Origin of the sequence: Bradyrhizobium iriomotense, from assembly GCF_018129405.1 — a bacterium.
Classification (GTDB): Bacteria; Pseudomonadota; Alphaproteobacteria; order Rhizobiales; family Xanthobacteraceae; genus Bradyrhizobium; species Bradyrhizobium iriomotense_B.
Genome location: NZ_JAFCLP010000035.1, coordinates 1 through 25,711, shown reverse-complemented (window position 1 = coordinate 25,711; position 25,711 = coordinate 1). Strand labels below are relative to the sequence as shown.

General features: G+C 64.9%; 21 protein-coding genes and 1 pseudogene. 8 read left to right on the top strand and 14 right to left on the bottom strand.

The features are described from left to right. Positions 1–283 precede the first annotated feature (283 nt). The 3 genes from JQ592_RS37035 (at position 284) to JQ592_RS37025 (ending at position 4,264) form a co-directional block, all read left to right on the top strand. The gene (locus tag JQ592_RS37035; RefSeq protein ID WP_211407643.1) at positions 284–2,011 is read left to right on the top strand and encodes a hypothetical protein; all 1,728 of its coding nucleotides are present in this window, start codon (positions 284–286) and stop codon (positions 2,009–2,011) included. 234 nt (positions 2,012–2,245) lie between these two features. Next, positions 2,246–2,971, top strand: a complete 726-nt coding sequence (locus JQ592_RS37030; protein WP_211407642.1) for a thermonuclease family protein — start codon at positions 2,246–2,248, stop codon at positions 2,969–2,971. Between the two features lie 105 nt (positions 2,972–3,076). Next, positions 3,077–4,264: a pyridoxal-phosphate-dependent aminotransferase family protein gene (locus tag JQ592_RS37025; protein ID WP_211407641.1), complete on the top strand. Its 1,188-nt coding sequence runs from the start codon at positions 3,077–3,079 to the stop codon at positions 4,262–4,264. Between the two features lie 165 nt (positions 4,265–4,429). Here JQ592_RS37025 and JQ592_RS37020 read toward each other — a convergent pair whose 3' ends face one another. Together JQ592_RS37020 and JQ592_RS37015 are read right to left on the bottom strand one after the other, a co-directional pair. Next, a complete protein-coding gene (locus JQ592_RS37020) occupies positions 4,430–5,542 on the bottom strand; it encodes a hypothetical protein (RefSeq protein WP_211407640.1) in 1,113 nt (370 codons plus the stop codon). Next, a complete protein-coding gene (locus JQ592_RS37015; protein WP_211407639.1) occupies positions 5,542–6,978 on the bottom strand; it encodes an MBOAT family O-acyltransferase in 1,437 nt (478 codons plus the stop codon). Before JQ592_RS37015 ends, JQ592_RS37020 begins: the two co-directional genes overlap by 1 nt. A gap of 316 nt (positions 6,979–7,294) precedes the next feature. On the opposite strand from JQ592_RS37015, the gene JQ592_RS37010 reads away from it, so the two are divergent. Beyond that, positions 7,295–9,394, top strand: coding sequence for a S9 family peptidase (locus JQ592_RS37010; RefSeq protein ID WP_211407638.1), 2,100 nt, complete (start codon positions 7,295–7,297; stop codon positions 9,392–9,394). A 107-nt stretch (positions 9,395–9,501) separates the two neighbouring features. Here JQ592_RS37010 and JQ592_RS37005 read toward each other — a convergent pair whose 3' ends face one another. The 5 genes from JQ592_RS37005 to JQ592_RS36985 form a co-directional block, all read right to left on the bottom strand. Continuing rightward, positions 9,502–10,221, bottom strand: coding sequence for a ribonuclease activity regulator RraA (locus tag JQ592_RS37005; protein ID WP_211407637.1), 720 nt, complete (start codon positions 10,219–10,221; stop codon positions 9,502–9,504). 116 nt (positions 10,222–10,337) lie between these two features. After that, complete coding sequence (araD, locus tag JQ592_RS37000; protein WP_211407636.1) at positions 10,338–12,074, bottom strand: L-arabinonate dehydratase; 1,737 nt, start codon at positions 12,072–12,074, stop codon at positions 10,338–10,340. Continuing rightward, the gene (locus tag JQ592_RS36995; protein WP_211407635.1) at positions 12,071–12,934 is read right to left on the bottom strand and encodes an ABC transporter permease; all 864 of its coding nucleotides are present in this window, start codon (positions 12,932–12,934) and stop codon (positions 12,071–12,073) included. Before JQ592_RS36995 ends, araD begins: the two co-directional genes overlap by 4 nt. Before the next feature lie 11 nt (positions 12,935–12,945). Then, the gene (locus tag JQ592_RS36990) at positions 12,946–13,707 is read right to left on the bottom strand and encodes an ABC transporter ATP-binding protein (protein WP_211407634.1); all 762 of its coding nucleotides are present in this window, start codon (positions 13,705–13,707) and stop codon (positions 12,946–12,948) included. Beyond that, positions 13,707–14,723 carry an ABC transporter substrate-binding protein gene (locus tag JQ592_RS36985; protein ID WP_211407633.1) on the bottom strand — a complete coding sequence of 339 codons (1,017 nt, stop codon included), beginning with the start codon at positions 14,721–14,723 and terminating at the stop codon, positions 13,707–13,709. Before JQ592_RS36985 ends, JQ592_RS36990 begins: the two co-directional genes overlap by 1 nt. Before the next feature lie 97 nt (positions 14,724–14,820). On the opposite strand from JQ592_RS36985, the gene JQ592_RS36980 reads away from it, so the two are divergent. Next, entirely contained in the window at positions 14,821–15,534 is a 714-nt protein-coding gene (locus tag JQ592_RS36980) for a GntR family transcriptional regulator (protein ID WP_211407632.1), read from the top strand. Position 15,535: 1 nt separating this feature from the next. Here the strand turns inward: JQ592_RS36980 and JQ592_RS36975 are convergent, their stop codons facing one another. After that, positions 15,536–17,677, bottom strand: a complete 2,142-nt coding sequence (locus JQ592_RS36975) for a methyl-accepting chemotaxis protein (RefSeq protein ID WP_211407631.1) — start codon at positions 17,675–17,677, stop codon at positions 15,536–15,538. 397 nt (positions 17,678–18,074) lie between these two features. Here JQ592_RS36975 and JQ592_RS36970 point away from each other — a divergent pair, with 397 nt between their 5' ends. Further along, positions 18,075–18,494 (top strand): response regulator, encoded by a 420-nt coding sequence (locus tag JQ592_RS36970; protein ID WP_211407630.1) that lies wholly within the window; start codon positions 18,075–18,077, stop codon positions 18,492–18,494. After that, positions 18,472–22,068, top strand: coding sequence for a PAS domain S-box protein (locus JQ592_RS36965; RefSeq protein ID WP_211407629.1), 3,597 nt, complete (start codon positions 18,472–18,474; stop codon positions 22,066–22,068). The genes JQ592_RS36970 and JQ592_RS36965 overlap by 23 nt, the downstream gene beginning before the upstream one ends. A gap of 99 nt (positions 22,069–22,167) precedes the next feature. On the opposite strand, the gene JQ592_RS36960 is transcribed toward JQ592_RS36965, so the two are convergent. Then, positions 22,168–22,803, bottom strand: coding sequence for a response regulator transcription factor (locus tag JQ592_RS36960; protein ID WP_183248584.1), 636 nt, complete (start codon positions 22,801–22,803; stop codon positions 22,168–22,170). A 149-nt stretch (positions 22,804–22,952) separates the two neighbouring features. Between JQ592_RS36960 and JQ592_RS36955 the strand changes: the two genes are divergently transcribed. Beyond that, positions 22,953–23,291: a hypothetical protein gene (locus tag JQ592_RS36955; protein ID WP_211407628.1), complete on the top strand. Its 339-nt coding sequence runs from the start codon at positions 22,953–22,955 to the stop codon at positions 23,289–23,291. Here JQ592_RS36955 and JQ592_RS36950 read toward each other — a convergent pair. From JQ592_RS36950 to JQ592_RS38525, 5 genes and pseudogenes are all read right to left on the bottom strand, one after another. Continuing rightward, complete coding sequence (locus tag JQ592_RS36950; protein WP_211407627.1) at positions 23,288–23,791, bottom strand: response regulator; 504 nt, start codon at positions 23,789–23,791, stop codon at positions 23,288–23,290. The genes JQ592_RS36955 and JQ592_RS36950 overlap by 4 nt on opposite strands. A 135-nt stretch (positions 23,792–23,926) precedes the next feature. Beyond that, positions 23,927–24,244, bottom strand: coding sequence for a hypothetical protein (locus tag JQ592_RS36945; protein WP_011083221.1), 318 nt, complete (start codon positions 24,242–24,244; stop codon positions 23,927–23,929). A 2-nt stretch (positions 24,245–24,246) separates the two neighbouring features. After that, complete coding sequence (locus JQ592_RS36940) at positions 24,247–25,125, bottom strand: CheR family methyltransferase (protein ID WP_211407626.1); 879 nt, start codon at positions 25,123–25,125, stop codon at positions 24,247–24,249. A 62-nt stretch (positions 25,126–25,187) separates the two neighbouring features. Then, on the bottom strand, positions 25,188–25,574 hold the full coding sequence (locus JQ592_RS36935; protein ID WP_018321619.1) for a response regulator: 387 nt from the start codon (positions 25,572–25,574) through the stop codon (positions 25,188–25,190). 32 nt (positions 25,575–25,606) lie between these two features. Then, positions 25,607–25,711: pseudogene (locus JQ592_RS38525) on the bottom strand (chemotaxis protein CheW); the annotation flags it as partial.

Below are 25,711 nucleotides of genomic sequence, written 5' to 3'. Positions count from 1 at the left end.
CAAACCCTTAACCGGATATCGCCCCGCCGGCAATAGATCGCCCAAACTTTGAGCTAAGTCTTTGAAGCTATTAGTTAATTCTCCATGCCGATTTTCTCGATTTATGACATCCCCGTAAGCTTCCGGGGCCTGATCATGCAGGCCTCGTGCCTGTTATTTCCGTGACGTCCATCACATTTGTTTTTCCTGCGAATCCGGGTAGCTTTTCAAGGACTTGCAGGGGGTGGCGGGCGGACGGTGCGCGCTGGCCGTTCCCGGGCAAGGCCCCGCGACCAGGTATTTCATGAGCTTTCATTATTTTGCCGGCGCCGCCTGCCGGGCGCTGACGGCGCGGAAGGACGGCCCCTCGCTTTATGAGGTCTGCGATCCCGTGCTGGCGGCTGGCGCCAAAGGCGACCCGCATCTGGCAAAGTTCTACAAGACCGCGCTCGGCAATCCCGCATTGCGGATGCTGCTGCGGCGCGCCGGGCTGCCCGAACTGCGCGACGAGGCGAAGCTGACCCGGCTGCGCGAGGCGCTCACGCGCGCCCGCGATGATGCCGAGCCGGATTGGGCGGCAGTCGGCCAACCCGTGGCCGATCTCGTCGACAGCATCGCGCTCGACCATCCGAAGCCGCCGCCGGCCATGTTCACCGGCACCATGCCGCAAACCGCTGAGATCGACGGCGTGATCCGCGACTGCGCGCAGCACCTGCTCGGCTCGTATCGCAAAAACGGCTTCCTGCCGACCTATGCCGCCTTCAACCTGATCGGCGATCCCGATTGTCGCGGCCGCGAGCTGATCATGGCGCTGACCGGGCTGAACGCGCGCGGCTACAAGAACTCCTCGCTGCTGTTCAACCTCGCGCGCGTCTTCATCGCACGCTCGCCCGCGCGCGCTGTGGTCAATCCGTCCTGGAAAGGCATCGCCGAGCCGATGTGGGAGCCGGTACAGATCCGCCACCGCTCGGCCTATTACGATGCGTTCTTCATCGAGGCGCTGCTCGGCTATGTCGAGACCGGGCTCGCCTCGGCGGCCGACAAGATCGCGGCAGACCGCGCGATCGCCGACATGGTGAATTTCTGCGTCAATATCAGCCGCGAGGAAGTCGAGGGCACCGATGGCGCGCGCTTCAACGTCATCACCGCGCTGGCGCCGGCGCCGCATCCGCGCTTTTCCCGCTTCTTCGCCCAGATCAAGCAGGAGCTCGGCTTCGGCATCTATGTGCCGGATTGCGACACCACGGCGTGCTCGATCTCGGCGGCGACACAGGCCGGCTGCCTTGATGCGATCATCGACCAGCCGCTGCTGGATTTCTACGCCGGCTACCAGGTGCGTGCGGGCGTCAACGTGCCGCGCGTCACCGTGCCGCTCAATGACAATATCGACTATGAGGGCGGGGTCGCGACCTGGATCGACAACCTCAAGGGTGAGCGGCCCTATGGCAACGATCTCGATCCGACGCTCAATCTCGACATTCTCGAGGTGAGCTTTCGTAACCTCGCGCGCTGGAAGGTTTTGGAGACTCCGGCGCGGCTCGCCACCGTGCATCGGATCATCGGTTTCCAGAAGCGGCTGGCGGCGAGCGGCGCCTTCGCCAATCCGCGCTCCCACATCTATTATCTGCCCGAGCTCTACAGCGCCTATTTCGGCCGCTGTTATGCGGCCTTCCTGGCGCTGCCGCTGGCGGCGCAGGCGGCGATCGATCCCGACGGCGATTTCGATTTCATCCGCCACCGCGTGCTCTCCTACGTCAAGGGCGAGCTGATGGCCGCGGAGATGAACGTGTTCGACGCCGCGCTGGCGCTGATCGCGCTCGGCCATCTCGGCGCCGACCCGCGTGCCTTCGCGCCGGCGCTGAACGTCATCATCGCAAGCATCGGCGAAGGCGGCCGCCGCGGCCCGTTCCGCGCCTATGAATGGAACAAGATGAAGACGCCGACGCGGATCCTGGTCGGCGGCGCAGAGGTGACCTCGGCGTTCGTGCTGATGGGACTGACGGTGGCCAAGCGGGCGATGGCGCGGGGGTGACAGTCTCGTGCCCCGGACGCAGTCTCGTAGGGTGGGCAAAGCGAAGCGTGCCCACCATGCACCACAAAGAGATGGTGGGCACGGCGCGAAGAGCGCGCCTTTGCCCACCCTACGAGACCGTCGCAAAATGACAGGAAGTTGAAAGCCTATCCGTTAGGCATATGCTGGCCGAGCGGACAAAAGCCGACCACAATTGCGCGGCTTATCGAGATTGTCCTGAACACCCGGACCGGCATGTTGCGAAAAGTCCTGATTGCGCTGTCTTTGCTCGCTATCCCTTCGCTGGCCGAGGCTGCCGACATCACCGGCACGGCAAAGGTCCGCGACGGCGATTCCGTCGTGATCGGCAACACGCGGATCCGGCTCGGCGGCATCGACGCGCCATCATCCGACCAGCTCTGTCTCAACACCAAGAGCGAGCGCTGGACCTGTGGCGTGGCGGCGCGCGAGGAACTCGCCAAATACACGGAAGGAAAGAACTGGGTCTGCCACACCCGTGCGATCGACCGGCGCGGCCGCACGGTCGCGCGCTGCGAGGTCGGCGGCGAGGACATCCAGAAATGGCTGGTGCGCAACGGCTGGGCACTGGCCTACACCCGCATCTCCCATGATTACGACGCCGACGAAGCCGCCGCGCGCGAGGCAAAAGCCGGCATGTGGCAGGGCGCCTTCATCGCGCCCTGGGACTGGCGCGTTCGCAACAAGAAGACCGCCATCCTGGGCGCCACCAAGCCCCCGGAAGGGGCGCATGCGGTGCTGCTCGCCTCAGCCTCGGGGCCGGTCGCGCCCTCACCCGACTGCACCATCAAGGGCAATGTGAACAGCGCCGGCGAGTGCATCTATCACCAGCCGACCAGCCGCTGGTACACCCAGATCAAGATGAAGATCAGCAAGGGCACCCGCTGGTTCTGCTCGGTCGAAGAGGCCGAAGCGGCCGGGTGTCGCGAGACCAAGAGATAAGAGCCCCAGACCTGCGTTTTGCGCGCTTTTCTTGGCCTCCAACGCCGCGTAAAAGTGAGACTCAGCAACCCACCATCCTGTTCTCAAGCAACAAGGACCAATGCAATGACCGTTCGCGCGGGCCGGGAATTTCTGGCCATCCCCGGGCCCACCACGATGCCCGACGAGGTGCTGCGGGCGATGCACCGTCCGGCGATCGACATCTACTCCAAAGAGATGCTCGACCTGACCGAGAGCCTGCTCAGCGACATCTCGAAGCTGTTTGCAACCAAGGGCAAATCCTACATCTACATCGCCAACGGCCACGGCGCCTGGGAAGCGGCGCTGAGCAACGTATTGTCGCGCGGCGACAAGGTGCTGGTGCTGGAGAGCGGCCGCTTCGCGATCGGCTGGGGCAATGCGGCGGCGCTGATGGGCGCCGAGGTCGAGGTGCTCAAGGGCGACTGGCGCCGCGCGGTGCGGCCGCACGAGGTCGAGGAACGCCTGCGCCGCGACAAGGAGCACAAGATCAAGGCCGTCGTCGTCGTTCAGGTCGATACCGCCTCGGGCGTGCAGAACGACATCGAGGCGATCGGCAAGGCGATCAAGGCGAGCGGTCATCCCGCGCTGTATATGGTCGACACCGTCGCCTCGCTCGGCTGCATGCCGTTCGAGATGGACAAATGGGGCGTGGACGTCGCGATGTCCGGCTCGCAGAAGGGCCTGATGACGCCGCCCGGCCTCGGCTTCGTCTCCGCCAATGCGCGCGCGCTCGAGGTGCACAAGAAGGCGAACATGTCGACGCCCTATTGGAGCTGGAGCGAGCGCGAGGGCACCGAGAACTATCGCAAATATGCCGGCACCGCGCCGGTGCACCTGTTGTTCGCGCTGCGCAAGGCGATCGACATGCTGCACGAGGAAGGGCTGGAGAACGCCTTCCGCCGCCACAGCCTGCTCGGCGAAGCCGCGCGGCGCGCGGTTGCGATGTGGTCGGAAGGCCAGGTGCTCGGCTTCAATGTCGCGGAGGCGAGCGAGCGCTCCAACACCGTGACCACGGTGACCATGAGCAACGGCCATGATCCCGCAGTGCTGCAACGCTATTGCAAGGACAAGTGCGGCGTCGTGCTCGGCACCGGCATCGGCGACCTCTCCGGACAAGCCTTCCGCATTGCCCATATGGGCCATGTGAATGCGCCGATGCTGCTCGGCACGCTCGGCGTGATCGAGGTGGGCCTCAACGCGCTGAAGATCCCGCACGGCAAGGGCGGGCTGGAAGCGGCGGTGTCGTATCTCGGCGAGGAAGTGGCGGTGTAGCAGCCGCCGTCGTCCCGGCCGAGTGCGCAATTGCGCACTCGGCCGGGACGACAACGGAGCTTTTGGCGACTGCTGAACATCACAGCTGCAGTCTTGTAGCCCGGGTGAGCAAAGCGACACCCGGGATCTTGCGCGAGGCCCCGCATATCGCTTCGCTCATGCGGGCTACGGCAGGTTCGATCGTGGCACGCGATACGCCTCGACCTGCGCCTTTAACTCATTCAACGACGCGAGCGGCGCTTTCGGATCGACGCGGTATTCCCCGCTCGCCAGCCACTTCAGCACCATCGCATCCACCATCGGCGAATGGTGGATGACGTCGCTGTAATTATCGAGGTCGTGGGTCACCGCCTTGACCGCGCGGAAATCGTGCAGGCGCACGTTGGGCAGCCGCGTCAATCGCTGCGCGATATGCGCCGTGAGATCGGTGACGATCTTCAGCGTCTCGGGTGAGGCATCGCGCATCGCGACGAATTGCAGGATCGAATAGGGCGGCAGGTAGATGTCGAAGGTCACGTCCGGATGACGCGTGATGAGACCGACGGCGTCGTGCTCGAAATGCCGGATCATCGCATCGTAGCCATAGCCCTCGCCGAGGAAACGGCTGCGCACGGGATTCGTGATGTAAGCGAAGGCGGCAAACGTCTTCTGCGCATTGTAGGTGAGAGCAATCTCGAAATTCCGCGGCAGCGCGTAGATGTCGTCGACATCTTCCAGCGCGAACTTGACGGGGAGATAAGGCGCCGCTCGGGTCAGCGGCTCCCGCAGCGGCGGGATCGACCGCATCACCGTGAACAGCGATTCCTTCGCCATCGCCGCGCTGAAGACGTAGGACGCAATCCCCTTGGCCGTCCCGCGATAGAGATCGACGGACAGATATGGGTCGGCCTCGATATCGGCGGCATCGACGAAGCTGAAATCGTCCATCGCCCAGATCACGCCCCTGGCGCCGCGGTCGATCGCCTGCTCCAGCACGAAGGCCTGCTGGCGCGAGTTGGAGCCGGTCATCGCCAGCTTGAGCGAGCGAACGCCGAGCGCGCGGTCGATGTCGCTCTGGCGGAAATGGATCGCGAGCGAGGTGCCCATGAAGGCGGTGTCGAACGGCTGGCTGCGGATCAGCCCGGCATTCTGCACGCGCGTGTCGTCGGAGTAGAACGCCAGTCGCGAGGGACGGAACAATTGCAGGGGATCGACGACGTAGGTGAGCACTGCTGCACCCAGCAGGCACATGCCGCTGGCGAGGAGAAGACGCTTCAGGCTGGTGAACGAACCGCGCATCAGAACCTGAAGTAAATGAATTCGCTGTGCCTCTGGATGCCCAGGACGCCGAACGCGAGCACCAGCGACGCCGCATAGAGGGCCAGCGGCCGCATGCGCCCTGCTCGCAAGGCCTCACCGACCCGGCGGTTGCCGTGATCGTAGCCCATGATCTCTTGCGTGTTCGGCGCCAGCCATACCAGCGCGGCATAGATTACGACCTGCACCAATGCTGCGATCTCCTCGCGGCCGAAGACGATGTTTGCGGGATCAGCCATCGCATGCAGAACCCGCAACGCCCAGGTGACGCTCTCGGCGCGGAAGAACACCCAGGCGATGACGACAGCGAGGAACGTCAGCACGGCTCCAAGCATGCGACCCGGTCGCGCCAGCAGAGGGGAAACGTTCGGCACCAGCGCGTTGAACGCGTGATTGACGCAGAGATAGGCGCCATGCAGCGCGCCCCACACGACAAAAGTCCAGGCCGCACCGTGCCAGAGCCCGCCGAGCAGCATCGTGATCATCAGATTGACGTAGCGCAGCACGCGTCCCCTGCGGTTGCCGCCGAGCGGGATGTAGAGATAGTCGCGCAGGAACTGCGACAGCGTCATGTGCCAGCGCCGCCAGAACTCGACGATGCCAGTGGCCTTGTAGGGCGAGTTGAAGTTGACCGGCAGGAAGATGCCGAACATCAGCGATATGCCGATCGCCATGTCCGAATAGCCGGAGAAGTCGAAATAGAGCTGGAACGTGTAGGCGAGCGCACCACACCAGGCCTGGTCGAAGCTCGGCGAGCGCGCCTCGAAAGCGAGCGCGACCAGCGGCTGGATGCCGTCGGCAAGGCAGGTCTTCTTGAACAGGCCGATCGCGAAGATGATGATCCCGCACAGGATCAGATGCGCATCGGGGCGCTTTGAGTCCTCGTGCTCGAATTGCGGGATCATGTCCTTGTGGTGAAGGATCGGCCCCGCGATCAGATGCGGGAAATAGGTCACGAACAGCGCGTAATGCGGCAAGGCGTACCGTGCGACCTGGCCGCGATACGCGTCCACCAGGAACGCGATTTGGGTGAAGGTGTAGAAGGAGATGCCGACCGGCAGCAGGATGTGGACTGCGAGGTGCGTGCCGAACACCGCATTGATGTTGTCGGCGGCGAAGCCCGCATATTTGAAGATGCCGAGCAGGAGGAGATCCCCGGCGAGGCCGCATGCGAGCGCCGCCTTGCGTTGCATGGGGGCGAGCTCCGCCACGATCAGGAGGTGGCCGACGCCATAGTTGAACGCGATCGAGATCAGCAGCAGGGCCACGAACTGCCAGCTGCCGATCGCATAGAAGGCGAGCGAAGCCAGCGCCAGCCAGATCACCGGTGTCAGATTGCTGCGCCGCCCAAGCCAGAAATAGCCGGCCAGCACGACCGGCAGGAACAGCAGGATGAACGGGTAGGAATTGAACAGCATCAGGCTGGACCGGCGGCGGGATATGGAGCCTAAAGCATACAAGGGGCGGATCAACAACCCCGCGACTTGGCGCAGTCCTCGAAGCAGCCCCGCTGGTAATTCGTAGAATCAGGACGATATAAGGGAACGCGTCTTCTCCCTCTCCCCGTTCTTACGGGGAGAGGGTCGGGGTGAGGGGCCTCTCTCCGCACGCGAGATGGTCGAGAGACCTGTACACCCTCACCCGGAATTTGCTCTTGCAAATTCCGACCTCTCCCCGCAGGCGGGGAGAGGTGAAGAAGGGCGACGCCGCGACACGTAGTTGAATGAGGACCGAGTGACACAAGCCAAAACACCTTCGAAGCCCCCCGTCGCCCCGCGCCGGCCGCATTCCTTCACCCGGCACGGCATCACCGTGACCGACGACTATGCCTGGCTGAAGGACGAGAAATGGCAGGAAGTGCTGCGCGATCCCGCCGTGCTCGATCCTGACATCCGCAAATATCTGGACGAGGAGAACGGCTACACCGAGAGCCTGCTCGGCCATACCGCGTCCCTGCAGAAGACGCTGGTGCGCGAGATGCGCGGACGGATCAAGGAGGACGATTCCAGCGTGCCGTCGCCGGATGGTCCGTTCGCCTATTTCCGCAGGTTCCGCGAGGGCGGGCAGCACGAGCTGTTCGGACGCATGCCGCGCGATGGCGGCGAGGGCGATATCGTGCTCGACGGCGACGCGCTCGCCAAGGACCACAAATATTTCAAGTTCGGCGGCAGCCGGCACTCGTATGATCACAAGCTGCAGGCCTGGAGCGCGGACACCAAGGGTTCGGAATATTTTTCGATCCGCGTGCGCGACTGGGCGACGGGCAAGGATCTCGACGATGTCGTCGAGGAGACCGACAGCGGCGTGGTCTGGGCCGCGGACTGCAAGAGTTTCTTCTATGTGAAGCTCGACGACAATCACCGGCCGATGCAGGTGTGGCGGCACAAGCTCGGCACCAGGCAGGCCGACGATACGCTGGTCTATGAGGAACAGGATGCCGGCTGGTTCACCCATCTGCACGAGAGCACCAGCGGCCGCTTCTGCGTGATCGCGGGCGGCGACCACGAGACAAGCGAGCAGCGGCTGATCGACCTCGCTAACCCCGAGGCGCCGCCGCGCCTGGTCGCGGCGCGCGAGGAAGGCGTGCAATATTCACTCGCCGATCGCGGCGACGAGCTGTTCATCCTCACCAATGCCGACGATGCCATCGACTTCAAGATCGTCACCGCGCCGCTTGGCTCACCCGAGCGGGCGAACTGGCGTGATCTGATCCCGTATCGGCCCGGCATCTACATCATCGACCTCGATCTCTATGCCGGCCATCTGGTGCGGCTGGAGCGCGCCAACGCGCTGCCGTCGATCGTGATCCGCGATCTCAAAACGAGCGAGGAGCACGCCATCGCCTTCGACGAGGCGGCCTATTCGCTGGATACGATGGGCTCCTACGAGTTCGAGACGACGAATTTGCGCTTTGCCTATTCGTCGATGACGACGCCGTCGGAAGTCTACGACTACGACATGGTCAAGCGCACGCGCACCTTGCGCAAGCGGCAGGAGATTCCCTCAGGGCATAACGCGGCCGACTACGTCACCACGCGCATCATGGCGCTGGCGCAGGACGGCGCCGAGGTGCCGGTGTCGATCCTGCATCGCCGCGGGCTCAAGCTCGACGGCACGGCGCCGCTGCTGCTCTACGGCTACGGCTCATACGGCATGGCGATGCCGGCCTCGTTCAATGCCAACCGCCTGTCGCTGGTCGATCGCGGCTTCGTCTACGCCATCGCCCATATCCGCGGCGGCGCCGACAAGGGCTGGGGCTGGTATCTCGACGGCAAGCGCGAGAAGAAGACGAATTCGTTCGACGATTTCTCAGCCAGCGCCCGCGCGCTGATTGATGCGAAGTACTCCAGCGCAAAGCGCATCGTCGGCCATGGCGGCTCGGCCGGCGGCATGCTGATGGGCGCGGTCGCCAACCGCGCCGGCGAATTGTTCGCCGGCATCGTCGCCGAGGTGCCGTTCGTCGACGTGCTCAACACCATGCTCGACGACACGCTGCCGCTGACGCCGCCGGAATGGCCGGAATGGGGCAACCCGATCGAGAGCGAGAAGGATTTCCGCACCATCCTGTCCTACTCGCCCTACGACAATGTCGCGGCCAAGGACTATCCCGCGATTTTGGCGATGGGCGGATTGACCGATCCGCGCGTCACCTATTGGGAGCCGGCAAAGTGGATCGCGCGCCTGCGCGCCACCATGAAAGGCGGCGGCCCGGTTCTCCTGCGCACCAACATGGGCGCCGGCCATGGCGGCGCCTCGGGGCGGTTCGACCGGCTCGATGAAGTCGCGATCGTCTACGCGTTCGCGCTGTGGGCGGCGGGGATGGCGGAGGCGTAGCTTCGTAGCCCGGATGGAGCGCAGCGAAATCCGGGATTCGTACAGCTGGCAAGACCGTTCCCGGATTGCGCTGCGCTCCATCCGGGCTACGGCAGTGCGTTGCTGAGCTACCTCCCGTTCTTCTTCCGCCATGCCGCAAAATCAGTGAGCGTCTGCGGATCGGTCGCCGGATAGAGACCGAAAATGCCGCGGCCCTTGCCGACTTCCTCGGTGACGAAATCCTCGAACGCGGTCATCTCGAAGGTTTCGCTGGCGATCTCGTCGGCGAGATGCGCGGGAATCACGATGACGCCGTCGGCATCGCCGAGGATGACGTCGCCGGGAAACACCGGCGCATCGCCGCAACCGATCGGCACGTTGATCTCGATCGCCTGGTGCAGCGTCAGATTGGTCGGCGCGCTGGGACGATGGTGATAGGCGGGAATGCCGAGCTTGGCGATCTCGGCGGAATCGCGAAAGCCGCCATCGGTGACGACGCCGGCGACGCCGCGCTTCATCAACCGCGTCACCAGGATCGCGCCGGCCGAGGCCGCGCGGGCGTCCTTGCGGCTGTCCATCACCAGCACGGCGCCGGGCGGACAGTCCTCGACCGCCTTGCGCTGCGGATGCGAACGGTCCTTGAACACGTCGATGGTGTTGAGGTCCTCGCGCGCCGGCATGTAGCGCAGCGTGAAGGCCTCACCGACCATGGTCGGCTGGTCGGCGCCGACAGGATGCACGTCCTGGATCATCTGGATACGCAGGCCGCGCTTGAACAGCGCGGTTGCGACCGTGGCGGTGGAGACGGATCTGAGCTTGTTGCGGGTGGCTTCGCTGAGTTTTGTCATTTGTATATCCTCATCTGTCATTCCGGGGCGATGCGTAAGCATCGAACTACGGTGCGCAATTGCGCACCTGAGAATCTCGAGGTTCCGGGTTCGCTTCGCGCCCCGGAACGACGGGGTTAGTAAATCGACGGCTCGCCGATCGGCGCGCCGAAATCGGTCTCGAGGAAGTCGAAGTCGCAGCCGTCATTGGCCTGCTTGATATGCTTGGTGAACATCCAGCCATAGCCGCGCTCGAAGCGGCGCTCGGGCTGCTTCCAGGCGGCGCGGCGCTTTGCAAGCTCGGCCTCGGGGACATCGAGATTGATGGTGCGCGCGGCGACATCGAGCGTGATGCGGTCGCCGTTCTGCACCAACGCCAGCGGACCGCCGATGTAGGATTCCGGCGAGACGTGCAGGATGCAGGCGCCGTAGCTGGTGCCGCTCATGCGTGCGTCGGAAATCCGCACCATGTCGCGCACACCCTGCTTCACGAGCTTGGTCGGGATCGGCAGCATGCCCCATTCCGGCATGCCCGGGCCACCTTGCGGTCCCGCGTTGCGCAGGATGAGGATGTGGTCCTCGGTGACATCCAGGTTGGGATCGTCGACCGCCTTCTTCATCGAGGGATAGTCGTCGAACACCAGCGCTGGGCCGGTATGCTTGAGGAAGCGCGGCGCGCAGGCGGAAGGCTTGATGACGCAGCCGTCGGGCGCGAGATTGCCCTTCAGCACGGCGAGGGCGCCCTCCTTGTAGATGGGATCGTCGACCGAGCGGATCACGTCGGCATTGTGGACCTCGGCGCCCTCGATGTTCTCGCCCAGCGTCTTGCCCGTGACGGTGATGCAGTCGAGATGCAGATGCGGCTTGATCTGGCCCATCAGCGCCGGCAGGCCACCGGCATAGAAGAAGTCTTCCATCAGGTACGCATCGCCGCTCGGCCTGACGTTGGCGATCACAGGCACCTTGCGGCTGGCCTTCTCGAAATCGTCGAGCCCGATGTCCTGGCCGGCGCGGCGGGCCTGCGCGATCAGATGGATGATTGCGTTCGTGGAGCAGCCCATCGCCATCGCGACCGCAATGGCGTTCTCGAAGGCCTTGCGGGTCTGGATCGTCTTCGGCGTCAGATCCTCCCACACCATCTCGACGATGCGGCGGCCGCATTCGGAGGCCATGCGGATGTGGTTGGCGTCGGCGGCGGGAATCGAGGAAGCGCCGGGCAGCGTCATGCCGATCGCTTCGGCAATCGCGGTCATGGTCGAGGCGGTGCCCATGGTCATGCACGTGCCGTAGCTGCGGGCGATACCGGCTTCGATATCGAGCCAATCCTTGTCGGAGATCTTTCCGGCACGCCGCTCATCCCAATATTTCCAGCCGTCGGAACCGGAGCCGAGCGTCTTGCCCTTCCAGTTGCCGCGCAGCATGGGGCCTGCCGGCAGATAGATCGCCGGGATGTTCATGGAGGTGGCGCCCAAGAGCAGCGCGGGCGTGGTCTTGTCGCAGCCGCCCATCAGCACCACACCGTCGACGGGATGGCTGCGGAGCAGCTCCTCCGCGTCCATCGCCAGCAGGTTGCGATAGAGCATGGTGGTCGGCTTGAGCAGCGATTCCGACAGCGACAGCGCCGGCAATTCCAGCGGCAGGCCGCCGGCCATCAGGATGCCGCGCTTGACGTCGTCGACGCGCGACTTGAAGTGCATGTGGCAGGGCTGCGCGTCCGACCAGGTGTTGAGGATCGCGATGATCGGCCGGTCCTTCCACTCCTCCGGAGCGTAGCCCATCTGCATGGTGCGGGAGCGATGGCCGAACGAGCGGAGATCGTCGGGCGCGAACCAGCGCGCGCTGCGGAGCTGGTCGGGCGTTTTCTTCTTGGTCATGATTGCGTGCCCCATTTCTGGACGGTGTTCCGCTCGATGGCGCGGAAGATCAGGTTCTCGACAAAGAGCCCGATGATGATCACCGTCAAGAGGCCTGCGAAAACCGCAGGTATGTCGAGGAGGTTGCGGTTCTCGAAGATGAACCAGCCGAGCCCGCCTTGCCCTGAGGACACGCCGAACACCAGCTCGGCCGCGATCAGCGTGCGCCAGGCAAAGGCCCAGCCGATCTTGAGGCCGGTTAGGATCGAGCCGAAGGCCGCGGGGATCAGGATCTTGGCTACGTAAGGCAGGCCGCGCAGGCCGTAATTGCGCCCGACCATGCGCAGCGTGTTGGACACGCTCTTGAAGCCGGAATGGGTATTGAGCGCAACCGGCCACAGCACCGAATGGATCAGCACGAAGACGAGGCTGCCATTGCCGAGCCCGAACCAGATCAGCGCGAGCGGCAGCAGCGCGATCGCCGGCAACGGGTTGAACATCGCCGTGACAGTTTCCAGGAAGTCGGTGCCGATGCGCGTGGAGATGGCGAGGATCGTGAAGATCGCGGCGAGCACGATGCCGGCGGAATAGCCCATGAACAGCACTTTGAGCGAGGCCCAGGCGCGCATGGGAATGGTGCCGTCCTTGACGCGGTCGTAAAGCGTGACGGCCGTATCGTGCAGCGTCGGAAACAGCAGCGGATTGTCGAGAGCGACGCCATAGGCTTCCCAGACCGCGGCGAGGAACAGGATGATGACGGTCTTGCGGACAAAACCGTCGTTCCAGAGCAGCTCGGCAACGCTGAGCTTGCGCTCGACCCCATCCGCACCTGCGGCCGCGGCGACCGGCGCGTCACGCAGCAATATTCTCGCTTCGCCCATGAGAGGCTCCTTCAGTGCGCGGTGGCTTCGCCGGCGAACAGGAGATCGTGGATCTCCTTCTCAAGCCGGCCGGCGCTGCCGTCTTCGTTCGAAACCTTGTCGACATCGATCACCTCGGCCTTGACGCGGCCGGGATGCGGCGACAAGAGCAGGATGCGGTTGCCGATGCGGATCGCCTCCGCGATCGAGTGGGTCACGAACAGCACGGTGAATTTGGTCTCGCTCCAGAGCTGGAGCAATTCGTCCTGGCAGGTTCGGCGCGTCAGCGCGTCGAGCGCGGCGAACGGCTCGTCCATCAGCAGAATGTCCGGCTCCATCGCCATGCCGCGCGCGATCGCGACGCGCTGCTTCATGCCGCCGGACAGCGTGTGCGGATAGGCATCGACGACGCGGGTGAGGCCAACCTTCTCGATATAGGCCCGCGCCTTCGCCTCGGCGTCCTTGCGCGACAGTTTTCGCGCGGTGAGCAGCGGAAACATGACGTTGGCGAGCACGCTCTTCCAGGGCAGGAGCTGGTCGAACTCCTGGAAGATCATCATGCGGTCGGCGCCGGGACCGTGGATCTCGCGATCGCTGATCGTCATACGGCCCTCGCTCGGGGTCATGTAGCCGCCGACGGCCTTGAGCAAGGTCGACTTGCCGCAGCCGGACGGTCCGAGCAGCACGAAGCGGTCGGACTTGTCGACGGTGAACGAGACCCTTTCCGTGGCGGTGACGACGGCGCTGGAGGTCTTGTAGCGCAGCGTCACGCCGCTGACGTCGAGCAGCGCCATCAGTTGCCTTTCAGGTCATGCGCGACGGGGAGATAGTAATCCGTCCAGGCCTTGGGCTGGTTCTTCAGCGTGCCGGTCTTGAACAGATGGGCGGCGAACTTCATCGTGCCCTGCGGCTCGAGATTCCACTCCATCATGCCGGGTTCTTTCAGCAGATCGAGCAGCTCTTCCACCGAGGTCTTGTCGCCGGTGATCTCCTTGTAGATCTCGACCGCCTGCTTCGTGTCGCTGCGGATCAGGTCCTGCGCCTCCTTGGTCGCGTCGCGCACGGCCTGGATGATCTTCGGGTTGGCGTCGGCGAACTTGGTCGTGGTGAAGAACTGCGCCTGGCTGAGCGGACCGCCCATCACGTCGGGCGATGACAGCACGACATGCGCGCCCGGCACATTCTTCAATTCCAGGAACGTGAAGGGCGGGATCGAGAAGTGGTTGTGCACCTCGTGCTTGGGATTGGCGAGCGCCGCATAGGCATCGGGATGGCCGAGCTGCACCGTGTTGGCATCGAGCTTCGACCATTGGTCGGCGCCGAAGGCCTCGGCAGCCGCGATCTGCAGCACGATCGCCTGGGTCGAGACCTTCACGGTCGGCACCGCGATCTTGTCGCTGGGGCCAAAATCCTTGATCGACTTGATGTTGGCGTCGCGGCTGATCAGCGTCATCGGCTGCGCCGAGGTCGCGACAATGCCCTTCACGCCGCCGCGGGTGCGGTCCCACAGCAGCAGCAGATTGCCGGTGCCGGTGTTGAGGATGTCGACGCCGCCTGCGAGCAGCGCGTCGGTCTGTGCGCCGCCGCCGGAGAAGGTGATCCATTTGGTAGCGACGCCGGGAACGCCGAGAGCTGCCGCGTGCTTCTCGATCAGCTTCTGCTTCTCCATGATGTGGCTCGGCATGTAGAAAATGCCGGGCTGGCGCGATAGCGCGATCTCGGATTTCTGCTGGGCCTGCGTCGGGGGCGCGAAGAGTGCGGCGGCGATCACGGCGGCGGCCGCAAGCCGCTTGCGAAGATGCTTGATCATTGTTGTGTGTTTCCTCCGGGTGCGCGTCGTGCTGCGTTGACCCCAGTGATGCACTAATATATTAGTGCATCAAAGGCAAGCCCGCGAGATCCGACATATGGAAGCAGCCCATACCGCGCCGCGCGCGGCGTCACGACCCGCCCGGCTCGACCGCGCCCGCCAAGCCGCGCCGCAGGTGTTCGAGCGGCTGCGCAATGCGATCATCGCGCTGGAACTGCCGCCCGGCGCGCCACTGTCGCGCGCCGAGCTCGCCGCCCAGTTCGGAATCAGCTCGACGCCGGTGCGCGATGCCCTGATGCGGCTCGAGGAAGAAGGTCTGGTCGACGTATTTCCGCAGCACGCGACCGTGGTCAGCCGGATCGACATCGGCCGCGCCCAGCAGGCGCATTTCCTGCGCCAGGCGCTGGAGCTGGAGATCGTCCGGCTGCTCGCGGAGAAGCATGACGAGGCCCTGATCATCCGCCTCGACCACGCCATCGCCCTCCAGCAGCAATTCGCCAAAGCCGGCGAGTTCGAGGCCTTCATGGCCGCCGACAACGACTTCCACGCCCAGCTTTACGCGGCCGCCGGCAAGGAGGAGCTTTGGGCGCTGGTGCGCAGCCGCAGCGGACATATCGACCGGCTGCGCCGGCTGCATCTGCCCTCACCCGGCAAGGCCCAGAACATCGTGCGCCACCACAGGCTGATCACGCGCGCGATCGAGGCCGCAGACGCGGATGCCGCACAACAGCATCTGCGCAAGCATCTGTCGGGCACGCTGAGCGAGCTCGACAAGATCCGGAGCCTCCACCCGGAGTATCTGACCGATTGAACTAGGCGGCGTCGCGGCCGCTGCGCCGTTCCATCGGACCGGTGCGCAGCCTGACGAAGAAGGCCTGGACCTCGGTGGCGAGGCGTTCGGCCGCCCCCGAGACGTGGTTCGCGGCCCCCATCACGTCGTCGGCCGAGCGGTTGGTTTCCGCGATGGCGCCGGAGACGGTGCCGATGCTGCTTGCCAGTGTCTGCGTTCCCGACGCCGCCATCTGGACGTTCTGCGAGATCTCCCGCGTCGCCGCGCCCTGCTCTTCGACGGCGCTGGCGATCGCCGCGGTCACCTCGTCGATCCGGCGCATGGCGGTTGCGACTTCCTTGACGGAAGCGACCGCGCTGCCCGTCGAGTTCTGGATCGCGGCAACGTGCTGGGCGATCTCCTGCGTCGCATTGCGGGTCTGGCCGGCCAGCGCCTTGACCTCGGACGCGACCACGGCAAAGCCGCGACCGGCCTCGCCGGCGCGCGCGGCCTCGATGGTGGCGTTGAGCGCCAGCAGGTTGGTCTGGGCCGCGATCGCCTGGATCAGATCGACCACCGAGCTGATGCTCTGCGCGGCTTGCGCGAGACCCTCGATCTCGCTCTCCGAGCGCGCGGTCACCTCGCCCGCCGAGCGCACGGTCTTGTTGGACAGTTCGATCTGCCGGCCGATCTCGACGATGGAGCTCGCGAGCTGCTCGGCTGCGGCGGCGACGGTCTGGACGTTGACGGCGGTCTGTTCGGAGGCGGTCGCTGCGGACGCGGCCTGGCTCGTCGCATGATTGGCGATGCCACCGAGGCTCTCCGCGGTCTGCCGCATGGTGCCCGCGTTCTCGCCGACCAGCGCGAGCAGGTCGTGCGAGGTCGCGCGAAATTCCTCGACCGCGTCCTCCATGTTGCGGTTGGCGGCTTCGCGCGCCTCCGCCTCGCGCGCGAGAGACGCCGCCGCCTGCTGCTGGGCGATCACGTTGTCGCGGAATTTGGCCACCGCCTGCGACACCACGCCGATCTCGTCGCCGCGCTCGGCCGTCCTGAATTCGACACTGGTGTCGCCGCCGGACAGGCGCGCGGAATCACCCACCAGCTCGACGATTGGACGGGTGATGGAGCGCGCAACCAGGATCGCAATCACTATGGCGAGCGCAAGCCCCGCGGCGAGCAGGATCCATTGCAGCAGCAGCAATCGCTCGACCGCGTCGGCGACGCTGCGGGCGTCGTCGGCGAGCTTCGACTGCTGGTCGCTCTTGAGACCGCCGGAGCGCTTGCCGTCGGCGTCCTTGCGACCATCGAGCAGATCGAGGATGCGGGCGGCGCGCGGCGCGGCCTCGGTGGACAGGATGAAGACCGGCATATTCCATTGCGGCGTCTGGCGGATCGCGAAGATCTTCTGCGGCAGCGGGGTGAAGGCCTCGTTCGCCTTGACGATGGCCCGGTATGCGGTCGCCTGCCGTTCGGTGAGCAGATCCGCCTGGGTGCCGACCGATGCGAGCGCGGCCCTGAAGGTCGCCAGCGGCTTTTCGAACTTGTCACGATCGGCAGCCTCGCCCGAGGCCACGTACAGGCGCAATTGCGATCCCGCGGCGGCAAGATTGCCGCGCACATCGGCAAAGGTCTTGAGCAGGCGCTTGCGCTGCGGCGTCGCCTCCAGCGCCTCCTCCTCGTCGATCATCGCGGTGATCTCGGCGAACATGGTCGCGATCAGCGGCGCGGCCTCTTTCGCCAGAAGTTCGCTCGCCGGATAGGCCGACGGGGTGAAGGCGGCGAGCTCGGCCTTGTCCTGGGCCTGGCGGAATTCCGCCATCAGCGCCCTGGCTTCGCTCCAATTGGTCTTGTTCTGTGGACTGGAAAAGCCCTCCGCCATGCGGTCGACTGCGGCGGCCGTGCGGTCCAGCTCGGCCCAGACGGCGGCCCGGTCGCGCTTGCCCTGCGCATCGCCCGTCAGCAGATAGCCGCGCAACGTCGAAAGCGTGGAATAGAGATTGCCGACGAGCTCCGTGCTCGCAATCGCGACCGGCGCACGCTGGTCCACGACCGCCCTGATCCGCGACGAAATGTCCGAGACGGCGGCAACGGTGTAGATCACGGTCGCCGCGAGCAGGCCGCAGATCAACGCAAAGCCGCCGAGCAGCCGGGTGCGAATTCCGGTGTTCGCGATCGATTTGAACATGAGGGGTCTCGTGCTGATGGCCGGGTTGGGGGCCGGGTTCGTCGGATGCCAGAAGGCAGAAATGAAATGCGCGAAATACGGATACGGAAACTATCGGAGATTGTAGTCCACGGCCTTTAATCCATAATGAAGGCTCCCGTCCCGTACAACTACGGCGAGAAAAATATCTCCCGTTGCTGAAACGGGTTACGGCATTTGGAACCGCAGTTCGAATTCATATGCACGCAAGAGTGCGTATGATGATTCAAAGGCAGTGCCTCTCGGCGCCGCCAGGAAAGGGCCATCGCAGCAAACGCGAGGCGCTTGCGGCGCAGACAGAATCCGCGCAACAATTTCGCGTTTGCTGCCTTGATTTGGGGTCGCTGGAACGTCCCATCCGACCCGGAGGATTTCAGACGTGGCCAACATCCTGATCGTGGATGACGACCCGGCCGTGCAGATCACGATCCGGCTGCTTCTCGAAAGGGCCGGCCATCACGTCACTGTCGCCGGCGATGGCCACAAGGGACTCGCGCTGTTCGAGGCGAGCCCATTCGACCTGCTGTTTCTCGACATCTTCATGCCGGGCATGGATGGGCTGGAGACAATGCGCCACATCCGGGCGCTGACCCCGGCGATTCCGATCATCGTCATTTCCGGGCGTTCAATCACGCCCGACGCCTATGCGGAACCGGATTTCCTGAAAATGGCGACCAAGCTCGGCGCGGTGGCGAGCCTTCAGAAGCCGTTCCGGCCCGACGCGCTGCTCGCCGCGGTCGACGGCTGTCTGAAGGCTGGCGAGCCGGAAGAATCCGATGTCAACTCCGGCCGCCGATGACGAGACCCTCCTCTCTGCACCGGACCGGAGCAGGCGCGGCCATCCGGCAAGTCCTGCGAACATCCGCATGACGCTTGCGACGCGGCTGGCCATCGCGATGATCCTTCTGGTGGCGGTGACGGTGGCTGCCGTCGGCTGGCTGGGCTATCGCAACACCACACAAGCGGTCATTCCGCGAGTCCTGGAGCGGGTCGAGGCCCAGTCACGCCTGCTGGCCACCAATCTCGAATCCTACGTTGCCGGCGCTCGCGGCGATTTGACCGGCTATCGCTCCGCCGCGGCCATCAACGGCCTGATCCGCGCTCACCTCGGCAGAGGCATTGATGCGTCCGACGGCGTTTCAGAGCAAACCTGGCGTGAGCGCATCGCGGCGCGGCTCGTAGCCGAGATCGAGGCCAAGCCCAGCTATGGGCAGTTTCGCATCATCGGTCTCGACGATAATCAGCGCGAGCTGGTCCGCGTCGATCGCTCCGGCCCGAATGGAACGGTACGGATCGTCCCCGACAGCGAACTGGAGCACAAGAGCGAGCGAACCTATTTTCAGGAAACGATACGGCTGGCACCCGGCGAGATTTACGTCTCGCCCATCGATCTTGCCACCCGCCAGGGCGGGACGACGGACCTCCACATTCCGACTCTACGCGTGGCGACGCCGCTGTTCACATCGGACGGCAGGCCGTTCGGGATCGTCATTGCCAATATCGACATGCGTCCGGCGCTCGACCGCGTCCGCTCGACCACAACTTCGGGAGGAGAGATATACGTCGTGAATTCGCGCGGCGACTATCTCGTCCATCCCGACCGCACGCGGGAATTCGGCTCGCTGCGCGGCCATCCCTCCGATTGGCGCAAAGACTTTCCGTTCTTCGCGGCGCTGGCTGGCACGCCGGACGTCGCCACGCGGCTCACAACCGATGCGTCAGGCCGGCCGAGCGGCGCGGCGATCGCGCCGACGCTGCTCGCGGGCAAGGAATGGGTCGCCATCATCGTGACCATTCCCCCGTCCGTCTTCGGTCGCGTGCCGGCCGCCATTCAAAAGACGTCCCTTCTCGTCGGCATACTTGCCGTGCTCGCCGCGGCCGCGCTCGCGGTGCTGCTGGCGCGCTCGTTGACCCGTCCGATCGGGCGCCTGACCGCGGCGGTGGAGGCAATCGGCAGCGGGCGGCCCGCAGACATTCCCGTCGATGCGAGCGGGGAGACCGGCGTGCTGGCGCGGGCCTTTGCCCGGATGGTCGAGGAGACGCAGGCGAAGACGGCCGCGCTCGAACGCGAGATCCGGGAGCATCGCCGCACCGAGGCGGCACGAAGCCATCATGCGGCGCGCGAGCAATTGTTCAGCGCAGCGGTCGAGTCATCCGACGATGCGATCGTCATGCAATCGCTCGATGCCGTCATCACGGGTTGGAATCCCGCCGCCGAACTTCTCTATGGCTATGCGGCGAGCGAGGCGATCGGCCAATCCACGGCGATCATCGTGCCGCCCGACCGCCGCGAGCAAGGCAAGGACTATCTGCGACGGATAGCCCGGGGCGAGCCGATCGAACGCTTCGAGACCGTACGGCAGCGCAGGGACGGCACGCCGGTCGAAATCTCGCTCAGCCTTTCGCCGATCAGGGGCGCCACGGGCGAGATCATCGGCGCCTCCGGCTCGGCGCGCCGGCTCACCGACGCGCGGCGGACCGAGCGGGCGCTGCAACAGCAGCTCGAGGAACGGCGACAGCTTTTTGACGCCTCGCAGGACCTGATCATGATCATGAACGCGCGGGGCCAGGTCGTGCAGATCAGCCCGAGCTGCGAGGCCATTCTCGGCTACCGGCCCGACGAGATGATCGGCCGCAGCGGCGCGGATTACATCCATCCCGCGCATCTCGAGCGATCCCGCGAGGAGATGCGCGCGCTCAGGCGCGGCGAGCACCCGAAGCTCGCCGACACCCGCTGCATCCACAAGGATGGGCGCGAGGTCTGGCTGTCCTGGCTCGGCAACTGGTCCGACCAGGCCAAGCGCTTCTTCTTCGTCGGCCGCGACAAGACCGAGGCGAGGCTCGCGGAAGAATCCCTGCGCGAGAGCGAGCAGCTCGCACGCAATATCGTCGAGACCGCGCTCGACGCCTTCGTCCAGACCGACGAGCGCAGCATCATCCTGAACTGGAGCTCGCGGGCCGAAGAGCTGTTCGGCTGGCGCCGCGACGAGGCGCTGGGCCGCAGTTCGATCGAGCTCATCGTCGCTCCCGGTGAGCGTGAGAGGGTCAGGGAAGGCCTGGCGCGGTTCCTCGATTCCAGGGACGGCCAGATGCTCAACCGCCGCCGCGAGCTGATGTGCTGCCGCCGCGACGGCAAGGAATTCAGGGCCGAGCTGAGCGTCACGGCACTGAAGCGCCGCGAGGGCATCCTGTTCAACGTCTTCTACCGCGACCTCACCGACAAGATCGCGTCCGAGGAGCGCATCCGCCACGCCGAGAAGATGGAGGCCGTCGGCCAGCTCACCGGCGGCGTAGCGCACGACTTCAACAACATCCTCACCGTGATCACCGGGACGATCGAAATTCTCGGCGACGCGGTCGCCAAGGAGCCCGAGCTCGCGGCGATCACCAGGATGATCGACGAGGCGGCCGGACGCGGCGCCGAGCTGACCCAGCACCTGCTTGCGTTTGCGCGCAAGCAGCCGCTGCAGCCGCGCGAGATCGACATCAACTCGCTGATCATCGACACCGCAAAGCTGCTGCGGCCGACGCTGGGCGAGCAGATCCAGATCGAATCGGTGTTCGAGGACGAGAGCTGCGTCGCGATCGTCGACCCCAACCAGCTGACCACGGCGATCCTCAACCTCGCGCTCAATGCCCGCGATGCCATGCCCGGCGGCGGCAAGCTGATCGTGGAGACGGGCGCCGCCTATCTCGACGAGGTCTATGCCAGCGTCAACGATATCAGGCCCGGCCACTACGTGCTGATCGCCGTGAGCGATACCGGCACCGGCATTCCATCCAACATGCTGGCGCGGGTGTTCGATCCCTTCTTCACATCGAAGGGGCCGGGCAAGGGCACCGGGCTCGGGCTTTCCATGGTCTACGGCTTCATCAAGCAGTCCGCCGGACACATCAAGATCTACAGCGAGGAAGGCCACGGCACCACGATCAAGATGTACCTGCCGCCGGGCAAGACCGCGACAGCGGTCGGCGACGGCGTGACGCCTGCGACGATCGAGGGCGGACACGAGACGATCCTGGTGGTCGAGGACGACCGCCTGGTGCGCGACTACGTGCTGGCGCAACTGCATGCGCTGGGTTACGTCACTCTGCAGGCCGCCAACGCCGCGGAGGCGCTCGCGATCGTCGCCGCCGGAAAGCCGTTCGACCTGCTGTTCACCGACGTCATCATGCCCGGCAAGATGAACGGGCGGCAGCTCGCCGACGAGCTGATGAAGACGCGCCCCGATCTCAAGGTGGTCTACACGTCAGGCTATACCGAGAACGCGATCATCCATCACGGCCGGCTGGATTCCGGCGTTCTGCTGCTGGCAAAGCCCTATCGCAAGTCGGATCTGGCGCGGATCATCCGCAAGGCGCTCAACGGGTGACCCCCCGTAGCCCGGATGAGCGAAGCGACATCCGGGACTCTGCGCCGGCGTTCCCGGGTGTCGCTTCGCTCACCCGGGCTACGACATCTCGCGTAAAAGCTACGACGCGCGCTGGGCCGCGGTCATCACGATCCGGATCAGGTCGGCGGCATTGCGCGCACCGAGCTTCTTCATGATGTTGGCGCGGTGGTCCTCGATGGTGCGCGGGCTGATGCCGAGGGTGCGGCCGGCTTCCTTGTTGGACGCACCGGAGGCGAACTGCTCGAGCACCTCGCGCTCCCTGCGCGTCAACGGCTCGCGGCCGGGGAAATGCAGCGAGCCGAATTTCGGCGACGCGTTCTCCGCCTGCCTGCGCGCATAGGCGCCGATCGCTTCGTCGAGGCGGCCGACGATCTCGCTGCCGCGGAACGGCTTCTCGATGAAGTCGAGTGCACCGTTCTTGATGGCGCTCACCGCCATCGCGATGTCGCCCTGCCCGGAGATCATGAAGATCGGCGCCGGATAATCCTCGCCGTGCAACTCCCTCAGAATGTCGAGACCCGACTTTCCGGGAATGTGCACATCGAGGAGGATCGCAGCCGGTGTGCGGTTTCGCGCAACGGAGAGCAGCGCTGCACCGTCCGCGAAACAGATCACCTCATAGCCCGCCGCCTTCAACACCATCGACAAGGTGTCGCGAACGGCAGGGTCGTCGTCGACCACGAAGATTTCACCGCGAGAGCTTTGTTCGGCCATGTGCCACATCCAGTTGGCATGAAGGACTCGCGTCCGCGCCTCCCGTTATGGCGTTCGGCGCGGATTCGGCCCACCCGTATTTGTACGGGACATGGACTTAACGCACAAGTAGCGGCAGGGTGCCTTATTGCGGGGGACGGAGAATATCCATGCTAAATTACGCAGGCACACCCCCGCTCGCCGCGATGGCTGACGCCGACAGCCGTCAGTTGATCGCAGCCGAACTTCGCTCTCTGATCGCGCGCATCGACCTCAGTATGCGTCTGATCGACGCGGCCATGACCCCGGAAGACATGATCCCGGAAGACATGGAGCCGGAGAACATGGAGCCGGAGGACGACAGCGCCAGCGCGGGTTCCAACGAGATTTTCGTGCTCGACGACGTTACGCCCCGTTTTGCCACGGCGAGCGCCGCCCTCAACGCCTGCCGGGCGGAGCTCGACCACGCCCTGCAAGAGCTGTCGGCATTGGACAGTTCCGCGATCTAGGCGCGGTGCCGCTCCACGATCGCGTCGGTCGCGACACCACCCCAGGTGTGAATCGCCGGCAGGCCCATCGCGGTCTTGCCGAGATTGGCAAGGCTGATGCGCAGGGCTGCGAGATCGAGCGGCTTCGGCAGGCTCTGGAGCTCGATCCCGACCGAACGGGCGAAGCTGCGGGCGGCGCTGCGGCGCTTGCCGTCCATGCCGCTGATGACGATCACCGCGCCGGCGAACTTCGCCTCGGCCATCTCGCGCAGCACGTCGATGCCGTCGCCATCCTCCAGCACGAGATCCAGCGTCACGCAGTCGAAGCGCGCGCCGCGGAGCTTTTCGATCGCCTCCGCCACCGACGGCGCCACGGTGACCTCGTGGCCGGCCTGCTTGGCCGCGACGGTGATCAGGCTGCGCTGCGTGGCGTCGTCATCGACCACCAGGAGCTGGAGCGCACGCCGCTCGGCGGCGTCGGGCAGGTTCGAGGTGACGGGGGAGAGGGAACTTCTGGGCATTGCCGGATCCTGAGATTGAGACAGGCAATGGATACACGGCGCGCGCTTAGGCGACGTAAAGCCGCTGCGGCAAATTCATTCGGATGTTTCAGCAAATATAAAGCAACGTGGCGGAAAGCGCAGGCCACGCGCCGGTCAGGCTGCCGCGTCGTGACCGCCGGCTGCGCCGCGCTTCTTGCGGTTCTTGCCGCGCAGGAACTGGATGTCCATTTCGGCGCCGTTGACCCGCACCAGCTCGCAGCGGCGATAGGCAAGGCCGGTCGACGACAGCAGCAGGAAGAACTCCTTCAGGTTCAACCCCTGGATCGAGCCTTCCACCGTCAGGATGGCATCGGTGTCGGAAATGGCGTTGAGCTTGCAGTCGCGGCGCCAGGTGCCGTCGATGGCCATGATGCAGACATCATAACCGCGGCTGAACGTCACGCGTTCGGCGCCCTTGCCATCCTCGGCCATGCCTATCGTCCTGCCATCACCGCCATGCGCGGCGCCGCGCCGGCGAGAGCCGGCCTGGCAACCGCGGCACGCGGGTCGTTCGGCTTGTAGAGGCCGCGCCGGTCGGGAAGCGGCCTGAACGTATCGGTCAATCCGACCACGGTTTCCGCCGCGCCAAGCACCAGGAAGCCGTCGGGCTCGATCTGGCGCGCCAGGCGGTTGAAGATGTTGATCTTGGTGTCCTGGTCGAAATAGATCAGCACGTTGCGGCAGAAGATCACGTCGAACGTACCGAGCTGGGAGAAATCGTGCAGCAGGTTGAGCTGCCGGTGCTGGATCATCGCCCGCAATTCGGGATTGATCTGCCAGGTCTCGCCAGTCTGCTTGAAATGCTTCACCAGCATCTGGATCGGCAGGCCACGCTGCACCTCGAACTGGCTGTAGACGCCGGCCTTGGCCTTCTCCAGCACTTCCTGCGACAGGTCGGTCGCGATGATCTCGACGCGCCAGCCGGTGAGGGCCGCGCCCATCTCCTTCAGGCACATCGCCAGCGAATAGGGCTCCTGCCCGGTCGAGCCGGCGGCGCACCAGATCCGCACGCTGCGCCTGCCGGCGCGCGCCTTGATGATCTCCGGCATGATGTGGTCGCGGAAATGATCGAACGGAACCTTGTCGCGGAAGAAGAAGGTCTCGTTGGTGGTCATGGCTTCGACCACGTCGGTGATCAGCGTGCGCGAGCCGGCTTGCAGCTTCTGCACGAGCTCGGCGATGCCGGAGAGCCCGGCCTTGCGGGCGAGCGGCAGCAGGCGACTTTCGATCAGATATTGCTTGTCTGCGGACAGGTCGAGACCGGAATTATCCTTCAGAAACTTACGCAGATACTCGTACTCGGTCGGGGTCACGGATGGCCTCTCAGAAAGCTGTACTGGAACACTCTGGCCCAAACACTAAAGGCCAGACACACTCAGACCATGGCTTGTCCGACCGGGATCAAACCAACTTCAGCGAACTTGTCGGCGATGATGTCTTTGTCGAAGGGCTTCATGATGTACTCGTTGGCGCCGCCGCTGAGCGCCTGAGCGATATGAGCCACGTTGTTCTCGGTGGTGCAGAACACCACCTTGGGCTGGTCGCCGCCGGGCAGGCGGCGCATGTGGCCCATGAACTCGAAGCCGTCCATGACCGGCATGTTCCAGTCGAGCAGCACCGCATCGGGTAGCTGCCGCTGGCAGATCTCGAGCGCCTTCGAGCCGTCCTCGGCCTCGGTGACCTCGAATTCCAGGCCTTCCAGGATCCGGCGTGCGATCTTGCGTACGACGCTGGAATCATCGACCACCAAACACGTTTTCATTTTGGTTCTCCGGCTTCGATGTTTTCGTTGGCTTACGCTGCCATTTGCACTTTGGTTTCGAGCTCGAGGACGCGATCGACGTCGAGCACGACCATGAGCTGACCGTCGAGGCGGTGGACGCCGCCGGCGAGCTTGGC

Excerpts from the sequence above, each read along its gene's own strand:
- JQ592_RS36955 (WP_211407628.1), top strand. The coding sequence starts at position 22,953 with ATGCTAAATTACGCAGGCACACCCCCGCTCGCCGCGATGGCTGACGCC.
- JQ592_RS36965 (WP_211407629.1), top strand. The coding sequence starts at position 18,472 with ATGTCAACTCCGGCCGCCGATGACGAGACCCTCCTCTCTGCACCGGAC.
- JQ592_RS36950 (WP_211407627.1), bottom strand. The coding sequence starts at position 23,791 with ATGCCCAGAAGTTCCCTCTCCCCCGTCACCTCGAACCTGCCCGACGCC.
- JQ592_RS36980 (WP_211407632.1), top strand. The coding sequence starts at position 14,821 with ATGGAAGCAGCCCATACCGCGCCGCGCGCGGCGTCACGACCCGCCCGG.
- araD (WP_211407636.1), bottom strand. The coding sequence starts at position 12,074 with ATGACCAAGAAGAAAACGCCCGACCAGCTCCGCAGCGCGCGCTGGTTC.
- JQ592_RS36990 (WP_211407634.1), bottom strand. The coding sequence starts at position 13,707 with ATGGCGCTGCTCGACGTCAGCGGCGTGACGCTGCGCTACAAGACCTCC.
- JQ592_RS36975 (WP_211407631.1), bottom strand. The coding sequence starts at position 17,677 with ATGTTCAAATCGATCGCGAACACCGGAATTCGCACCCGGCTGCTCGGC.
- JQ592_RS37020 (WP_211407640.1), bottom strand. The coding sequence starts at position 5,542 with ATGCGCGGTTCGTTCACCAGCCTGAAGCGTCTTCTCCTCGCCAGCGGC.
- JQ592_RS36935 (WP_018321619.1), bottom strand. The coding sequence starts at position 25,574 with ATGAAAACGTGTTTGGTGGTCGATGATTCCAGCGTCGTACGCAAGATC.
- JQ592_RS37005 (WP_211407637.1), bottom strand. The coding sequence starts at position 10,221 with ATGACAAAACTCAGCGAAGCCACCCGCAACAAGCTCAGATCCGTCTCC.
- JQ592_RS36960 (WP_183248584.1), bottom strand. The coding sequence starts at position 22,803 with ATGGCCGAACAAAGCTCTCGCGGTGAAATCTTCGTGGTCGACGACGAC.
- JQ592_RS37030 (WP_211407642.1), top strand. The coding sequence starts at position 2,246 with ATGTTGCGAAAAGTCCTGATTGCGCTGTCTTTGCTCGCTATCCCTTCG.
- JQ592_RS37015 (WP_211407639.1), bottom strand. The coding sequence starts at position 6,978 with ATGCTGTTCAATTCCTACCCGTTCATCCTGCTGTTCCTGCCGGTCGTG.
- JQ592_RS36995 (WP_211407635.1), bottom strand. The coding sequence starts at position 12,934 with ATGGGCGAAGCGAGAATATTGCTGCGTGACGCGCCGGTCGCCGCGGCC.
- JQ592_RS36985 (WP_211407633.1), bottom strand. The coding sequence starts at position 14,723 with ATGATCAAGCATCTTCGCAAGCGGCTTGCGGCCGCCGCCGTGATCGCC.
- JQ592_RS37035 (WP_211407643.1), top strand. The coding sequence starts at position 284 with ATGAGCTTTCATTATTTTGCCGGCGCCGCCTGCCGGGCGCTGACGGCG.
- JQ592_RS36945 (WP_011083221.1), bottom strand. The coding sequence starts at position 24,244 with ATGGCCGAGGATGGCAAGGGCGCCGAACGCGTGACGTTCAGCCGCGGT.
- JQ592_RS37025 (WP_211407641.1), top strand. The coding sequence starts at position 3,077 with ATGACCGTTCGCGCGGGCCGGGAATTTCTGGCCATCCCCGGGCCCACC.